The sequence below is a fragment of the Streptomyces sp. HUAS 31 genome, assembly GCF_028198125.1.
Lineage (GTDB): Bacteria > Actinomycetota > Actinomycetes > Streptomycetales > Streptomycetaceae > Streptomyces > Streptomyces chartreusis.
The window spans coordinates 599,367-612,940 of the sequence record NZ_CP116353.1; the positions used below are offsets into that span (position 1 = coordinate 599,367).

Consider the following 13,574-nt stretch of genomic DNA (forward strand, 5'->3'; position numbering starts at 1 on the left):
TTCATCACCGTGCGGGTGTCGAGTCCGGTCGGGGGCCTACGGTGATCGAGGTGGAGCTGCCGTGCGTGTGGTGAGTGCCGGGCCGCGGGCCGTCCTGCTCGGGGATGACGTGGGCGGCGGAACGTACTGCGTTCCGAGTAGGGGTGAATGTCGGCAGACGGACGACGACGTGCCGGGCCGATACGGCGAGGCTGGGGGCGGACCCATGATCCGGAGCCGGAAGAAGCACCATCCATGACCATCCGTGTACTGCTCGCCGACGACCAGGCCCTGCTGCGGGCCACCTTCCGGATCCTGATCGACTCCTGCGCGGACATGGAGGTGGTCGGCGAGGCCACGGACGGCACCGAGGCCCTGGAGCTCGCCCGGCTCCACCGCCCCGACCTGGTCCTGATGGACATCCGCATGCCCGGCACCGACGGGCTCGCCGCCACCTCCGCGATCTGCGCCGACCCGGACCTCACGGCGGTGCGGGTGCTGATCCTGACCACGTTCGAGATCGACGAGTACGTCGCGCAGGCGCTGCGGGCCGGGGCGAGCGGCTTCCTCGGCAAGGACGTGACGGCGGACGTGCTGCTCGCCGGCATCCGCACGGTGGCGGCCGGCGAGTCCCTGCTGTCCGCCACCGCGACCCGCACCCTGATCACCCGGTTCCTGTCCTCCCCCGCCGAGAGCGCCCAGTCGGCCGCTCCGGAGCACCTGTCCGCCCTCACCGCCCGCGAGCGGGAGGTCATGGCGTGGGTGGCCGAGGGGCACTCCAACGAGGAGATCGCCGGGAAGCTGTACGTGAGCCCGCTGACCGTACGCACCCATGTGCACCGCGCCATGACGAAGCTGGGTGCCCGCGACCGTGCCCAACTCGTCGTCATGGCCTATCAGTCGGGCCTGGTACGGGCCGTTCCGCCGCACGGGGGCGAGTGACGCCCCGACGGCCGTTCAGGGGAAATCGGCGGCCGGTGCGCGTGGCGGCGGGCGGGCGTGTCGAGAACTGACCCGTGAGCCTGCCGCTGATCCCACCCATGCTCGCCACTTCCGGCAAACTCCCGCCCACCTCCCAGGACGCGCGCTGGGCCTACGAGACCAAGCAGGACGGCCAGCGCGCGGTGGTCTATCTGGCGGGTGACGGCACCCTGCTGCTGCGCGCCCGCTCCGGCGAGGACATCACGGCCGCCTACCCCGAGCTGCGGGCGCTGGGCGACGCGCTCGGCACCACGTCCGCCGTGCTGGACGGGGAGATCCTGGCCCTGGACGAACAGGGGCGCGCCGATTTCCAGTTGCTCCAGTCGCGGATGGGGCTGGCGCACTCGCCCGCGCGGGCCGCCCGGATGGCCGCGCAGACACCCGCGCATCTGGTGCTGTTCGACGTGATGCACCTGGCGGACCGCTCCCTGCTGAAGGTCCCCTACTCGCGGCGGCGCGGGCGGCTGGAGGACCTCGACCTGAACGGGCCGTACTGGTCGACCCCCGGTGCCGTGGTGGGGCACGGGGCGGAGGCACTGGCTGCCACCCGGGAGCACGGCCTGGAGGGGCTGGTGTGCAAGCGGCTGGACTCGCTGTACGAGCCCGGGGTGCGCTCCCGCGCCTGGGTCAAGATCCGCAACATGCACAGCGAGGACGTCGTCGTGGGCGGCTGGCTGCCCGGCAAGGGCCGGCTCACCGGTCTGCCGGGCGCGCTGCTGGTCGGGCAGTTCGCGGCCGACCGCCGGCTGCGGTACGTCGGCGGCGTCGGCACCGGCTGGAGCGAGGCCGAGCGGACGGAGCTCGCCGGACTGCTGGGGGCCCTCGCGACGGACGGGTGCCCCTTCGATCCGGTGCCCCGGGTGGCGGGCGCGCACTGGGTGCTGCCGCGGCTGGTCGGCGAGGTGCGCTACAGCGTCCGTACCCGCTCCGGCATGCTGCGCCAGCCGTCCTGGCTGCGGCTGCGGCCGGACCTGACGCCGGAGAAGTCGGCGGCCTGGCTGCCCGAGGACGGCGTCTGACGGGCCTTCACGCCCGCCAAGGCGCCTGTCCCGGGCGCCAATTGTTGTGCTGATCGTTACCAGCGGTACGCCCGTGCCTCTTGGCACGGATGTGAAACGCCGGGATGCTGAACTCCCCATCCCCCCATAGCCGTTGGGCTGCGCCGTTCCAGGAGGAGGACGCAGTGGCGTCACAGTCGTTCCGCACGCACAGCAAGAGGTGGCTCACCGGGCTCGCCGGTGCTGCCGCACTTGTCATCGCTTTCCCCAGCGTCGCCTTCGCCGCGCCGCCCGGGGCCCTGCCGGGCAACGCCGAGGCGGCCGAGCGGACGTTCCAGCCGGCCTTCGACTACGACACCGACGGGTGCTACTCCACCCCGGCCATCGGCCCGGACGGCACCGTCAACGGCGGCCTCAACCCGACCGGAGCGCTCAACGGCCAGTGCCGTGACGCCTCGGACCTCGACAACACCAACAGCTACTCGCGCTACAAGTGCAACAACGGCTGGTGCGCGTACATCTACGGCCTGTACTTCGAGAAGGACCAGGCGCTCGCGGGCAGCAGCATCGGCGGACACCGGCACGACTGGGAGCACGTCGTGGTGTGGGTGCAGAACAACGCGGTGCAGTACGTCTCGACGTCCAACCACGGCTCGTTCACGGTGCACGCCGCGTCCTCGGTGCGCTTCGACGGCACGCACGCCAAGATCGTCTACCACAAGGACGGCATCAGCACGCACTGCTTCCGGCTGGCGAACTCCAATGACGAGCCGCCGGAGAACCACAAGGGCACCTGGCAGTACCCGCCGCTGGTCGGCTGGAACGGCTACCCGGCGGGCGTGCGCGACAAGCTCGTCGCGTACAACTTCGGCAGCGCCAACTTCGGCCTGAAGGACGGCAGCTTCGCGTCCCACCTGGCATCGGCGAAGCCGTCCGGCATCTCCTTCGACCCGAACGCCTGATCCGTCCGGCGCTCCACGGTCAGCGCGCCCCCGGGCCGACGTCCCCCTCCACGAGGGCGTCGCCCAGGGGCGTTCGTGCGTACAGGACGTAGTGGCCCTGACGCCGGGACTCCAGCAGGCCGGCCTCCCGCAGCGTGGACAGGTGGGCCGACACGGTCGACGGGGCCAGTGCGTGACGGCGGGCCAGCTCCGTGGTCGAGCAGGGCGCGGTGAGACCCGCGAGGACGGCCGCGCGCTGGTGGCCGAGCAGCCGGGCGAGTGCCCGCGGCGGACGCGGCGGCAGGGCGTCGTGCAGGCGGCCCATGCCACGGGCGGGGTAGATGACCGTCGGCTGCCAGGGCCGGGCGAAGCCGCTGACCACGTCCGGCCACACGAACACGCTCGGCATGAGCAGCACTCCCCTGCCGTCCGGGCGCTGGGCGTCGGCCAGTTCCTCGTAGCGGCGCAGGGTGAGGGTGTGGTCGGTCCAGTCGACGGCCGGGTGCAGGCCGGTGAGCAGCGCGTCGAGTCCGCCGTCGGCCGCCCGGCGCGAGCGATGCGCGATGTCCGCCTCCAGTACGGCACGGTGCCGTGCCCAGTCCGGGGCGAGCAGCGCGTGCCAGGCCCGTTCGGTGAGATCTGCCAGGCGCCGCACGGTGGCGGCGGGGTCGTCCAGCGCGGCACGCCCCTGTGGTGACTCGGCGAGTCCGGGGACGCAGGCCAGGGAGCGGGCCATCTCCGCATGGGCCGGCGCCGGGTCGGTGGCGCGCATCCGGGCCAGTTCGTCGTCGAAGGACGGGTACGGCTCCGGCGGGGGCGCGCCCAGGAAGTCGGGGGTGTAGCCGCCGACGGGTGGGACGAACAGCCACAGGGGTGCGAGATCCAGGCCGGCGAGCGTACGGCGCATCCGGCGCAGCCAGCTTCGATGGTAGCCGTGCCGGGTGGGCCGGCGCAGCATCCGCAGCGCCTCGTGGGTCTGGCACAGCGGCGAGATCGCGAACCGGCAGCGCGTCAGGTCGTCGGTGCCGAGGTGCAGGGCGAGCGGCATGCGACCCCCGTCGTGAGCGGCGATTCGTCCTGGACCGAAAGAGTAGAGCGCGCCGGCCGCGGCCTCGCACTCTGGCCCCTCGACTCCCCCGCGGGAAAGGCGGTTCGATGGGCGGCACACGTCCGGCTCCGTGGCGGCGCGCCGCCGTCGTCGCGGCGCTGATGCTGGCGGCGTTCACCTTCAACACCACGGAGAATCTGCCGGTCGGGCTGCTCGCGCTGATGGCGGACGATCTGCGGGTGTCGCTCGCCGCCGTCGGCGCACTGGTCACCGGGTACGGCCTGACCGTGGCCCTCGCCTCACTGCCGCTCGCCCGGGTCACCCGGTCGGTGCCGCGCCGGTATCTGCTCGCGGGGATCCTCGGGCTGCTCGCCGTGGCGAGCTGGGTGTCGGCACTGGGTGGCGTGTCGTACGGGGTGCTGCTGGCGGCCCGGGTGGTGACGGCCCTTGCGCAGGCGGTGTTCTGGTCGGTGATGGGGCCGGTCGCGGTCGGCCTGTTCCCGCCCGAGCGCCGGGGGCGGGTGATCGGGATGCTGTCCGTCGGCGGTTCCCTGGCCACGGTGGCCGGCGTGCCCGCGGGGACGTGGCTGGGCGGGCACACCGGCTGGCGCATGCCCTTCGTACTGCTCGGGGTGCTCGCGCTCGTCTCGCTGGTGACGATCGCCGCGCTGCTGCCGACGTCGCGCCCGCAGGACGGTCATGCCGCGTACGGCGCCGCCCCCGACCGGCGCGGGTTCCGCGTCGTCCTTGCGGTGACGGCCCTGTCGGTGACCGGTGCCTTCGCCGGGTTCACGTATGTCGTCGCGTTCCTCGACGAGGTGAGCGGGTTCGGGGCGAGCGCGGTGAGTTCGGTGCTGTTCGCGTTCGGCGGGGCGGCGCTGGCGGGCGTCGCGGTGGCCGGGCCGCTCCTGGACAGCTTCCCGCGGGCGACGCTGACCGTGCCGGTGGCGGCGCAGACGGTGGCGCTGCTCGGGCTGTGGGCGACGGGCCACGTGCCGGTGGCGAGCGTGCTGCTGATCATGGTGCTGGGCGCGTCGGTCTCGACGGTCTTCATGGCGACGCAGACCCAGGTGCTGAGGGTCGCGCCGGGCCGCACCGAGACCGCCCTCGCGGCGAACTCGGCCGCCTACAACGTGGGCATCGCCGCCGGCGCCCTGCTCGGGGGCGCGCTGCTGCCGGTGGTCGGGGTGCGCGGCACGTTCCTGGCGGGAGGGTTGTGCACGGCGGCGGCGCTGATGGTACAGACCCGGCCCGCCCGGGCGCGGCGCGGCGCGGGAATAGGGCGGTGGCGTACGAGCGCGGACTTGTGAAGGTCTATCGTGGCGGCATGTCCGTCCCTGAACTGATCCGTATCGTCTCCCGCGACTCGCCCATGGCGCTCGCCCAAGTGGAGCGTGTCCGCGCCGAGTTGGCGGTCCTGCACCCCGGTGTCCGCACCGAGGTCGTGCCGGTGAGGACGACCGGTGACAAGTGGATGGGCGACCTGTCCCAGGTCGAGGGCAAGGGCGCCTTCACCAAGGAGGTGGACGCCGCCCTGCTGGTGGGCGAGGCCGATCTCGCCGTGCACTGCGTCAAGGACATCCCGGCCGACCGGCCGCTGCCCGCGGGGACGACGTTCGCCGCGTTCCTGAAGCGGGACGACGTCCGTGACGCGCTGATCCACCCCGGTGGGCTCACGCTGGACGAGCTGCCCGCCGGGACCCGGATCGGCACCTCTTCGGTGCGCCGCGTCGCGCAGCTGGCCGCCACCCACCCGCACCTGGAGTGCGTGCCGTTCCGCGGCAACGCCAACCGGCGGCTGGAGAAGCTCGCGGCCGGCGAGGCGGACGCGCTGCTGCTCGCGGTGGCCGGCCTGGAGCGCATCGGCCGCACCGACGTGATCAGCGAGATCCTCTCCCCCGAGGTGATGATGCCGCCGATCGGCGCGGGCATCCTCGCGCTCCAGTGCCGGGAGGGCGACTCCGAGCTGATCGACCTCGTCAGCGGTCTCGGCGACCCGGACACCTACCGGGAGGCCACCGCCGAGCGCATGTTCCTGCATGTCCTCCAGGGCCACTGCAACAGCCCGATCGCCGGGTACGCGCGCGTGGACCGCGGTGGCGAACTGTCGCTGCGGGCCTGTGTGTTCACCCCGGACGGGAAGACGCGGCTGAACGCCCACGAGTGGGCCGGCCGGCTGGATCCCGCGACGCTGGGCACGTCGGTCGCGGTGGCGCTGCTGCGTGAGGGCGCCCGCGAGATCATCGACGGCATCCCGCACTGAACCACGGGGCCGGGAGGGCTCGCCCGCGTCAGGCGGTGCCCTCCTCGGCCTGGTCCCGCAGGAAGTTGCTGACCTGGAGCGCGAGGCCGTCACGCAGGGCGGCGGCGTGCGCGCCGGCGCAGCCCTCCTGGAGGCCGACGCCGCCGGTCCACAGCCGGCGTTCCGCCCACTCCTCCTCGACCCGCAGCTGGATCTGCACATCGACCTGGCTCAGGCTCGCCTCGGGGCCGGCCGCGTAGAGCACGGCGGTGGCGCGGCGCAGCGGGTAGACGTCGAAGCCCTCGATGAACTGCGAGTTGCGCCAGTCGATGAACGCGGCCTCGCCGTCGCTGCCGATCCGCACGTCGATCTGGCCGTCCTCGAGGTGGATGCCGAGATGCCGCTCGCCGCGGTTCTCGACGGTGACCCTGAGCCTGAAGTACGTCAGCCCCTCGGCGGCGTCGTCGCGTCCTCGCGGCGGCTCGGCGGCCTCCAGGCGGTGGACGCGGACACGCAGACCGGCATGCTCGTCGTACTCGTGCCAGTCCCCGACCACGTTCGGCTCGTACACAATCCACCTCTCGACCCAGAGAGCTGCTTCCTATCTTTGCGCTCAGTGCACTGTCAAATGAGCAGAATGCGCTGTGGCCAGCCCATTCGCCCCCTTGATCACCGATCAAGCCGTGGGCTGGAGGAATCCCTCTCCGGGCCGTGCCCGGGTGGCCACCCACGTGCCGCACATCACGTTCCGCACACCTCGTTTCCCGCCGGCATCAGCGAGCCAGCCGGCCCAGCAGCGAGGAGGCCGCCGTGATGCCGAGCGCGGCGGCCACGAGCAGAACGGCGAAGTCGAGCGCGAGGTGGGCGGGGCTGCCGATGAGCAGGCCGCGCAGGGCGTCGACCTGGTAGCTGAGCGGGTTGGCCTTGCTGACGGCCTGGAGCCAGCCCGGCATCACCGACAGCGGGTAGAGGGCGTTGGAGCCGAAGAACAGCGGCATCGTGATGGCCTGCCCGAAGCCCATCAGCCGGTCGCGGCTGAGGACGATGCCGGCGATGGTCATCGACAGACAGGCGAAGAAGGCGGAGCCGAGGACGACGGCCACGGCGACGCCGAGCAGCTTCAGCGGGTTCCAGGTCAGCGCGACGCCGAGCAGCGCGGCGATGACGATCACGACGACGGCCTGGATCAGTGCCTTCACCCCGGCGGCGAACGCCTTGCCGGTGATGAGGGCCGAGCGCGGGGTCGGGGTGACCAGCAGCTTGTTGAGGACGCCGGCGTCCCGCTCCCAGATGATCTGGATGCCGTAGAAGATGGCGATGAACATCGCGGACTGGGCGATGATGCCGGGCGCCAGGTAGTCGACGTAGGGGATGCCGCCGGTGGGGATCGCCTTGATGCGGGTGAAGGTCTGGCCGAAGATCAGCAGCCAGAGGGCGGGCTGGACCGCGCGGGTGTAGAGCTCGGTGCGGTCGTGGCGCAGCTTCTGGAGTTCGACGGCGCACATGGCGACGACCCGGGCGGGCAGCACCCGCCAGCCGGCGCGGGGCGCGGGTGGCCGCAGCAGCAGGTCGATGCCGTCGGGGTGGGCCCGGTCAGCCGACACGGCGGGCGGTGCGGCGGGTGCTTCGGACATCGCGGAAGTCTCCTGAACTCTCGTCGAGCCCGCTGCCGGCGATGTCGCGGAAGACGTCCTCCAGCGTGGGCAGCGGGTCCGTCGCCCGGGCACCTCGGCGTTCGGAGAGGCCCTGGCGCAGTTCGGTGGGGGTGCCGAGGGCTCGGATGCGGCCGTGGTGCATGAGGCCGACCCGGTCGCAGTACTGGTCGGCCTCGTCCATGTAGTGGGTGGTGACCAGGACCGTCATGCCGGTGGCGGCGCGGACGGCACCGATGTGCTCCCACACGCCGGTGCGGGCGATCGGGTCGAGGCCGATGGTGGGTTCGTCGAGGATCAGCAGGCGGGGCGCGCTGACCAGGGCCTGGGCGAGTTCGAGCCGGCGGACCATACCGCCGGAGTAGGTGCCGGCGAGCCGGTCGGCGGCGTCGGTGAGGCCGACGGCGGCGAGGGCCTGGCCGACCCGTGCGGCGCGCTCGCGGCGGGGCACGTCGAAGACGCGGGCGAACAGGGCGACGTTCTCGCGGCCGGTCAGGCCGGCGTCGGCGGACAGCTGCTGCGGGACGTAGCCGAGCAGCCGGCGTACGGCCATACGGTCGTCCGCGGCGTCGTGCCCGAAGACCCGGACCATGCCCGCGGGCACCGGCAGGAGGGTGGTCATGCAGCGGATCGCCGTGGTCTTCCCGGCACCGTTGGGTCCGAGCAGCCCGAAGACCTCGCCCTCGCGCACGGTCAGGTCGAGTCCGTCCACCGCGTTGGTGTCCGCGAATGCATATGCGAGCCCGGTGCAGGCCACGGCGTCGGCGGTGTGTCGTGTCATGGTCGCTCCGCCTCCGCACGCAGGTTGTCGGCCAGTCTGCGCAGCGCCGGGATCGCCGCGAGCAGCGTCTCGCGGTCCGCCTCGTCGAGCCGGGACACCTGACGCCGTACGAGGTCCGAGCGGCGTCTGCGCCATTCGCCGAGCCGGGCCTCGGCCGCCGGGGTGGGCAGCAGCCGGGCGGCCCGCCGGTCGGCCGGGTCGGTCTCGCGGGCCAGACAGCCCTGCCGGGCCAGCTGATTGACCAGCGTCGACACCGAATTGCCCGCCAGGTACAGCTCCTTGGCCGCCTCCGAGATCCCGATGCCGGGCCGCTCCACGACCAGCCGGAGCAGCTCCACCTCGGCGGTGCGCAGCGGCGGGGCGGGCATCTCCCGGCGCAGTCTGCGGCGGACCAGCCGCTGGACGCCGACGAGCGCGTCGGCGAGGTCCTCGGGGAAGGTCTCCTGTTCCACGCCTTCGACGTTACCTCTGTAACAGAGGTAATGAACCAAGGAAGGGTCAAGGCCGCGCGGACATACAGTCACCCGGCCGTAACACGTAGTGGCATTCACGAAATGTGTTTCAGGTTCTGGTTGGACGGGAATACAGCCATATGTGCTTCGGACAGGAGGCACTTCCGTGGGAGCCGGCCAACAGGCCCCTGGGTGTCCTCCACGAGGTCCGAGCGCGCGCCTCCCATGGCTGTCCAGCCAGCACCTGCTGAGGGAGGTGCGCACGGATGTGTGCCGCCACCAGAACGAAGCAGCACCCGCACGACGACGCCCCCGACACCGCGGAGGCGTTCGCACGGCTCGTGGGACTCCCCGAAGGGCCGGAGCGCAAGGTTCTCAAGGACGAACTGATCCAGGCCTGGTTGCCCATGGCCGAGCGGATCGCCGTCCGGTTCAAGGGTCGTGGCGAGAACCTGGAGGATCTGTACCAGGTGGCCGCCCTGGGCCTGGTGAAGGCCGTCGACCACTACGACCCGGACCGCGGCCATGCCTTCGAAGCGTATGCGGTACCCACCATCACCGGTGAGATCAAGCGGCACTTCCGCGACCACATGTGGACCTTGCATGTGCCGCGCCGGGTCCAGGACCTGCGCAACCGGGTGCGCAGCTCCTCCAAGGAGCTGTCGCAGCAGACCCCGGGGCGGGCCCCCACGGTTGCCGAGATAGCGGAGCACGCCCAGCTGAGCGAGGACGAGGTCCGCACCGGGATGGAAGCTCTGGACTGCTTCTCCGCGCTCTCGCTGGAGGCGGAGATGCCCGGGACGGACGGCTATGCGCTGGGGGACGCGATCGGCGGTCCCGATCCCGCGTACGAAATCGTCATCGACCGTGTCTCCGTCAAGCCGTGTCTGCAACGGCTCCCGGAGCGCGAGCGGACGATCCTCTATCTCCGGTTCTTCCGCGGGATGACGCAGAGCCGCATCGCCTGCCAGCTCGGAATCTCACAGATGCACGTGTCCCGGCTGCTCAGCGGCTGCTTCGCCCATCTGCGTGAGGAGCTGATGACCGAAGCGCGGTGAGCCGTAGTCCTACCCCGCCCCCGGGATCTGCGTCGGGCCGTGACGCTCCAGGGCTTCTTCGAGCTCGAAGCGGATCTCGGGCGGCATCTCGCCCTCCCTGCCCCAGACGAGAATCAGTTCCGCGACCCGGCGGAGCTTGATGTTCGTGTGCTGGGAGACCTCCTTCAGCACCGCCCATCCCTCGTCCGGCGCCACCCGGCCCAGCGCGACGACCATGCCGATCGCCTGGTCCACGACGGCGTGCGAGACCACCGCTGCCTTGAGCTGGTCGACTTCCTCTTCCAGTTCAAGGATCCGGTCGGTCTCGTCGGCGGGCTCGCTCGGTACCGGTGCCACGCATCCATCGTCGTCTCTTCGCCGGTCGGGTGCCAGTGAACGCGTGGACGGACATCGGCCGTTTCGGCACTCCGCCGGGGGTACTCGACAGGCCCGGCAGCGGTTCCGGCCGGACACTGGGAGCACACCGGTGGCCGCCGGTGGGGCGAGACCAGGACGCGACTGACATGAACAATACGAAGACCCCCGGGAGCACGGCCGATGTCGTGTCCACACACTCCGTGTTCGGCGCACCCTGCTGGGTGAGCCTGACCAGCCGTGACCTGGAGGCCACCGAGGTGTTCTACACGGCCGTGCTCGGGTGGCGCTGGCGGCCGGCCAAGCTGGGCGACCGGTTCCGGGTCGCGCTGGTGCAGAACGTCCCGGTGGCCGGGATCGCCGCGGTCGCCTCGATGTGGCAGATGGCCGTGGCCTGGACCCCGTATTTCGCCGTGCCGAGCGCGGACGATGCGGTCGCCCGGGTCCAGGAACGCGGCGGAACCGCGGCCGTGGGGCCGCTCTCCCTGCCGCCCGGACGGGCCGCGCTGCTCGCGGACCGCGACGGGGCGACGTTCGGCATCTGGGAGGGCGAGCTCATCTCCAACTGGGAGACGTGGCGGCGGGCCGCGCCGACGTTCATCCGCCTGCACACACGTGACGCGTTCGACGCTGCCCTGTTCTACGGCGAGGTGCTCGACTGGGCCACCGAGGGGCCGGGGTACTGCGAGGTGCACTACGAGGGCGGCGAGGTCGTGCTGCGCAGCGGCGGTGACGCGGTGGCGCGCATCGAGTCGGGGGCGGTCGGGTCCGCGCCCGACCCGACGATCCGTCCCCATTGGCAGGTCCACTTCGCGGTCGAGGATGTCGCGGAGTGCGCGCGGGACGCGGAGCTGAACGGGGGCAGCGTGCTGACGAAGGGCAGTGACGAGGCGGTGCTGCGGGATCCGGACGGGGCGCAGTTCACGGTGACCTCGCGCCGTGAGAGGTGACGCTCAGGGGCGTCGGCGCGAGGGTCGGGACAGGAGAACCAGGCTGCGGCGCTCGATGAGCACTGCCGTGCCCGCCTTGTGCTCCACCTCGTCCGGGGGGCTCTGCTGCTCCGACGTGTCGATCAGTGTCGTCCAGCGTTCGCCGTACGTCTCGTCCGGGAGCTGGAACTCCATCGGCTCCCAGTAGCTGTTCAGCAGCATCAGGAACGAGTCGTCCACGACCGGCCGCCCGCACGAGTCGGGCTCGGCGATCGCGTCGCCGTTGAGGAAGGCGGCGACCGCGTGCGCGTCCGAGCGGCGCCAGTCGTCCGGTGTCATCTCGCGGCCGTCGGGCAGCAGCCACACCAGGTCGGGCAGCGGCTGGTCGGGGTGGGTCGGGGTCTCCCCCTGGAAGAAGCGGCGGCGGCGCAGCACGGGGTGGGCGGCGCGCAGGCCGATGACGTGCCGGGTGAAGTCGGCGAGGGCACGCTGGTCGTCGGTGAGCCGCCAGTCGACCCAGGAGACCTCGTTGTCCTGACAGTAGGCGTTGTTGTTGCCGCGCTGGGTGCGGCCGAGTTCGTCGCCGTGGCAGAGCATCGGGATGCCCTGGGACAGCAGCAGAGTGGCGAGGAAGTTGCGCTGCTGACGGGCGCGCAGCCCGAGCACGGCCGGGTCGCTGGTCTCGCCTTCGGCACCGCAGTTCCAGGACCGGTTGTGGCTCTCGCCGTCCCGGTTGTTCTCGCCGTTGGCCTCATTGTGCTTGTCGTTGTACGAGACGAGGTCGCGCAGCGTGAATCCGTCGTGCGCGGTGACGAAGTTCACGCTGGCGCGCGGGCGGCGCCCGCTGTGCGCGTACAGGTCCGAGGAGCCGGTCAGCCGGGAGGCGAACTCGCCGAGCGAACCGGGCTCGGCCCGCCAGAAGTCCCGTACGGCGTCCCGGTACTTGCCGTTCCACTCCGACCACAGCTGCGGGAAGTTGCCCACCTGGTAGCCGCCCTCCCCCACGTCCCAGGGCTCGGCGATCAGCTTGACCCGGCTGATCACCGGGTCCTGCTGGATCAGGTCGAAGAACGCGGAGAGCCGGTCCACCTCGTGGAACTGCCGGGCCAGGGTCGCCGCGAGGTCGAAGCGGAAGCCGTCGACATGCATCTCGGTGACCCAGTAGCGCAGCGAGTCCATGATCAGCTGGAGCACGTAGGGGTGCCGCATCAGCAGGCTGTTGCCGGTGCCGGTGGTGTCGTAGTAGTGCGCCCAGTCGCCGTCCACCAGGCGGTAGTACGAGGCGTTGTCGATGCCCCGGAAGGACAGCGTCGGGCCGCGCTCGTTGCCCTCGGCGGTGTGGTTGTAGACCACGTCCAGGATCACTTCGAGACCGGCCGCGTGCAGCGCCTTCACCATCGACTTGAACTCGTCGACCTGCCGGCCGCGGGTGCCGCGGGCGGCGTAGGTGTTGTGCGGCGCGAAGAAGCCGATCGTGTTGTAGCCCCAGTAGTTGGACAGACCGCGGCTCTGCAGTACGCCGTCCTGGACGTACTGGTGCACCGGCATCAGTTCGACGGCGGTCACGCCGAGGGACGTGAGGTGCTCGACGATCGCGGGGTGCGCCAGCCCGGCGTAGGTGCCGCGCAGCTCGGGCGGGACGTCGGGGTGACTGCGGGTCAGGCCCCGTACGTGGGCCTCGTAGATGACGGTGTCGGCGTACGGCCGTCTCGGCGGCCTGTCGTCGCCCCAGTCGAAGTACGGCTCGGTGACCACGCCGAGCATGGTGTGCCCGGCGCTGTCCGCCGGGGTCGGGGCGCCCGGGGTCCGCTCGAAGAGGGAGGCATGGTTGTCGACCTGGCCGTCCACGGCCCGGCTGTACGGGTCGAGCAGCAGCTTCGCCGGATTGCAGCGGTGGCCGAGGCCCGGGTCCCAGGGGCCGTGCACCCGGTAGCCGTAGCGCTGCCCCGGGCCGACGTCGGGCAGATAGCCGTGCCAGACGAAGCCGTCGATCTCGGTCAGCGGGACCGCGCTGTGCCGGCCCTTGTCGTCGACGAGGACGAGTTCGACGCGTTCGGCGACCTCGCTGAACATGGCGAAGTTGGTGCCCCGGCCGTCGTACGCGGCTCCCAGCGGGTAGGGGTGCCCGCTCCAGGCGGACACCCCTCGGCTCCTGTCGT

The 13,574-nt window shown here is 71.7% G+C and carries 14 protein-coding genes; 7 read left to right on the forward strand and 7 right to left on the reverse strand.

Going from position 1 to position 13,574, the window contains the following annotated elements:
* Positions 1–234 precede the first annotated feature (234 nt).
* The 3 genes from PGH47_RS02405 (at position 235) to PGH47_RS02415 (ending at position 2,920) form a co-directional block, all read left to right on the forward strand.
* Complete coding sequence (locus PGH47_RS02405) at positions 235–921, forward strand: response regulator transcription factor (RefSeq protein ID WP_093744648.1); 687 nt, start codon at positions 235–237, stop codon at positions 919–921.
* Positions 922–995: 74 nt separating this feature from the next.
* Positions 996–1,979, forward strand: coding sequence for an ATP-dependent DNA ligase (locus PGH47_RS02410; RefSeq protein ID WP_271661985.1), 984 nt, complete (start codon positions 996–998; stop codon positions 1,977–1,979).
* Positions 1,980–2,143: 164 nt separating this feature from the next.
* On the forward strand, positions 2,144–2,920 hold the full coding sequence (locus PGH47_RS02415; RefSeq protein ID WP_271661986.1) for an NPP1 family protein: 777 nt from the start codon (positions 2,144–2,146) through the stop codon (positions 2,918–2,920).
* 19 nt (positions 2,921–2,939) lie between these two features.
* Here the strand turns inward: PGH47_RS02415 and PGH47_RS02420 are convergent, their stop codons facing one another.
* Positions 2,940–3,947, reverse strand: coding sequence for an ArsR/SmtB family transcription factor (locus PGH47_RS02420; RefSeq protein ID WP_271661987.1), 1,008 nt, complete (start codon positions 3,945–3,947; stop codon positions 2,940–2,942).
* Between the two features lie 107 nt (positions 3,948–4,054).
* On the opposite strand from PGH47_RS02420, the gene PGH47_RS02425 reads away from it, so the two are divergent.
* Positions 4,055–5,257: an MFS transporter gene (locus PGH47_RS02425; protein WP_271661988.1), complete on the forward strand. Its 1,203-nt coding sequence runs from the start codon at positions 4,055–4,057 to the stop codon at positions 5,255–5,257.
* A gap of 17 nt (positions 5,258–5,274) precedes the next feature.
* Positions 5,275–6,210 (forward strand): hydroxymethylbilane synthase, encoded by a 936-nt coding sequence (hemC, locus tag PGH47_RS02430; protein WP_271661989.1) that lies wholly within the window; start codon positions 5,275–5,277, stop codon positions 6,208–6,210.
* A gap of 28 nt (positions 6,211–6,238) precedes the next feature.
* Here the strand turns inward: hemC and PGH47_RS02435 are convergent, their stop codons facing one another.
* The 4 genes from PGH47_RS02435 to PGH47_RS02450 form a co-directional block, all read right to left on the reverse strand.
* On the reverse strand, positions 6,239–6,760 hold the full coding sequence (locus PGH47_RS02435) for a hypothetical protein (RefSeq protein ID WP_093867482.1): 522 nt from the start codon (positions 6,758–6,760) through the stop codon (positions 6,239–6,241).
* 202 nt (positions 6,761–6,962) lie between these two features.
* Entirely contained in the window at positions 6,963–7,823 is an 861-nt protein-coding gene (locus tag PGH47_RS02440) for an ABC transporter permease (RefSeq protein WP_271661990.1), read from the reverse strand.
* Positions 7,783–8,622, reverse strand: coding sequence for an ABC transporter ATP-binding protein (locus PGH47_RS02445; protein WP_271661991.1), 840 nt, complete (start codon positions 8,620–8,622; stop codon positions 7,783–7,785). The genes PGH47_RS02440 and PGH47_RS02445 overlap by 41 nt, the downstream gene beginning before the upstream one ends.
* Positions 8,619–9,074, reverse strand: coding sequence for a MarR family winged helix-turn-helix transcriptional regulator (locus tag PGH47_RS02450; RefSeq protein ID WP_271661992.1), 456 nt, complete (start codon positions 9,072–9,074; stop codon positions 8,619–8,621). The genes PGH47_RS02445 and PGH47_RS02450 overlap by 4 nt, the downstream gene beginning before the upstream one ends.
* 266 nt (positions 9,075–9,340) lie before the next feature.
* Between PGH47_RS02450 and PGH47_RS02455 the strand changes: the two genes are divergently transcribed.
* Positions 9,341–10,132 (forward strand): SigB/SigF/SigG family RNA polymerase sigma factor, encoded by a 792-nt coding sequence (locus tag PGH47_RS02455; protein ID WP_271661993.1) that lies wholly within the window; start codon positions 9,341–9,343, stop codon positions 10,130–10,132.
* A 9-nt stretch (positions 10,133–10,141) separates the two neighbouring features.
* On the opposite strand, the gene PGH47_RS02460 is transcribed toward PGH47_RS02455, so the two are convergent.
* Entirely contained in the window at positions 10,142–10,468 is a 327-nt protein-coding gene (locus PGH47_RS02460; RefSeq protein ID WP_271661994.1) for an ANTAR domain-containing protein, read from the reverse strand.
* Positions 10,469–10,635: 167 nt separating this feature from the next.
* On the opposite strand from PGH47_RS02460, the gene PGH47_RS02465 reads away from it, so the two are divergent.
* Entirely contained in the window at positions 10,636–11,436 is an 801-nt protein-coding gene (locus PGH47_RS02465; protein WP_271661995.1) for a VOC family protein, read from the forward strand.
* A 3-nt stretch (positions 11,437–11,439) separates the two neighbouring features.
* Here PGH47_RS02465 and glgX read toward each other — a convergent pair whose 3' ends face one another.
* Positions 11,440–13,557, reverse strand: a complete 2,118-nt coding sequence (gene glgX / locus PGH47_RS02470; RefSeq protein WP_271661996.1) for a glycogen debranching protein GlgX — start codon at positions 13,555–13,557, stop codon at positions 11,440–11,442.
* Between the last annotated feature and the right edge of the window lie 17 nt (positions 13,558–13,574).

What these genes read in the sequence shown, in the direction of transcription:
- PGH47_RS02405 (WP_093744648.1), top strand. Translation starts at nt 235, where the DNA reads ATGACCATCCGTGTACTGCTCGCCGACGACCAGGCCCTGCTGCGGGCC.
- PGH47_RS02420 (WP_271661987.1), bottom strand. Translation starts at nt 3,947, where the DNA reads ATGCCGCTCGCCCTGCACCTCGGCACCGACGACCTGACGCGCTGCCGG.
- PGH47_RS02425 (WP_271661988.1), top strand. Translation starts at nt 4,055, where the DNA reads ATGGGCGGCACACGTCCGGCTCCGTGGCGGCGCGCCGCCGTCGTCGCG.
- hemC (WP_271661989.1), top strand. Translation starts at nt 5,275, where the DNA reads ATGTCCGTCCCTGAACTGATCCGTATCGTCTCCCGCGACTCGCCCATG.
- PGH47_RS02440 (WP_271661990.1), bottom strand. Translation starts at nt 7,823, where the DNA reads ATGTCCGAAGCACCCGCCGCACCGCCCGCCGTGTCGGCTGACCGGGCC.
- PGH47_RS02445 (WP_271661991.1), bottom strand. Translation starts at nt 8,622, where the DNA reads ATGACACGACACACCGCCGACGCCGTGGCCTGCACCGGGCTCGCATAT.
- PGH47_RS02455 (WP_271661993.1), top strand. Translation starts at nt 9,341, where the DNA reads ATGTGTGCCGCCACCAGAACGAAGCAGCACCCGCACGACGACGCCCCC.
- PGH47_RS02465 (WP_271661995.1), top strand. Translation starts at nt 10,636, where the DNA reads ATGAACAATACGAAGACCCCCGGGAGCACGGCCGATGTCGTGTCCACA.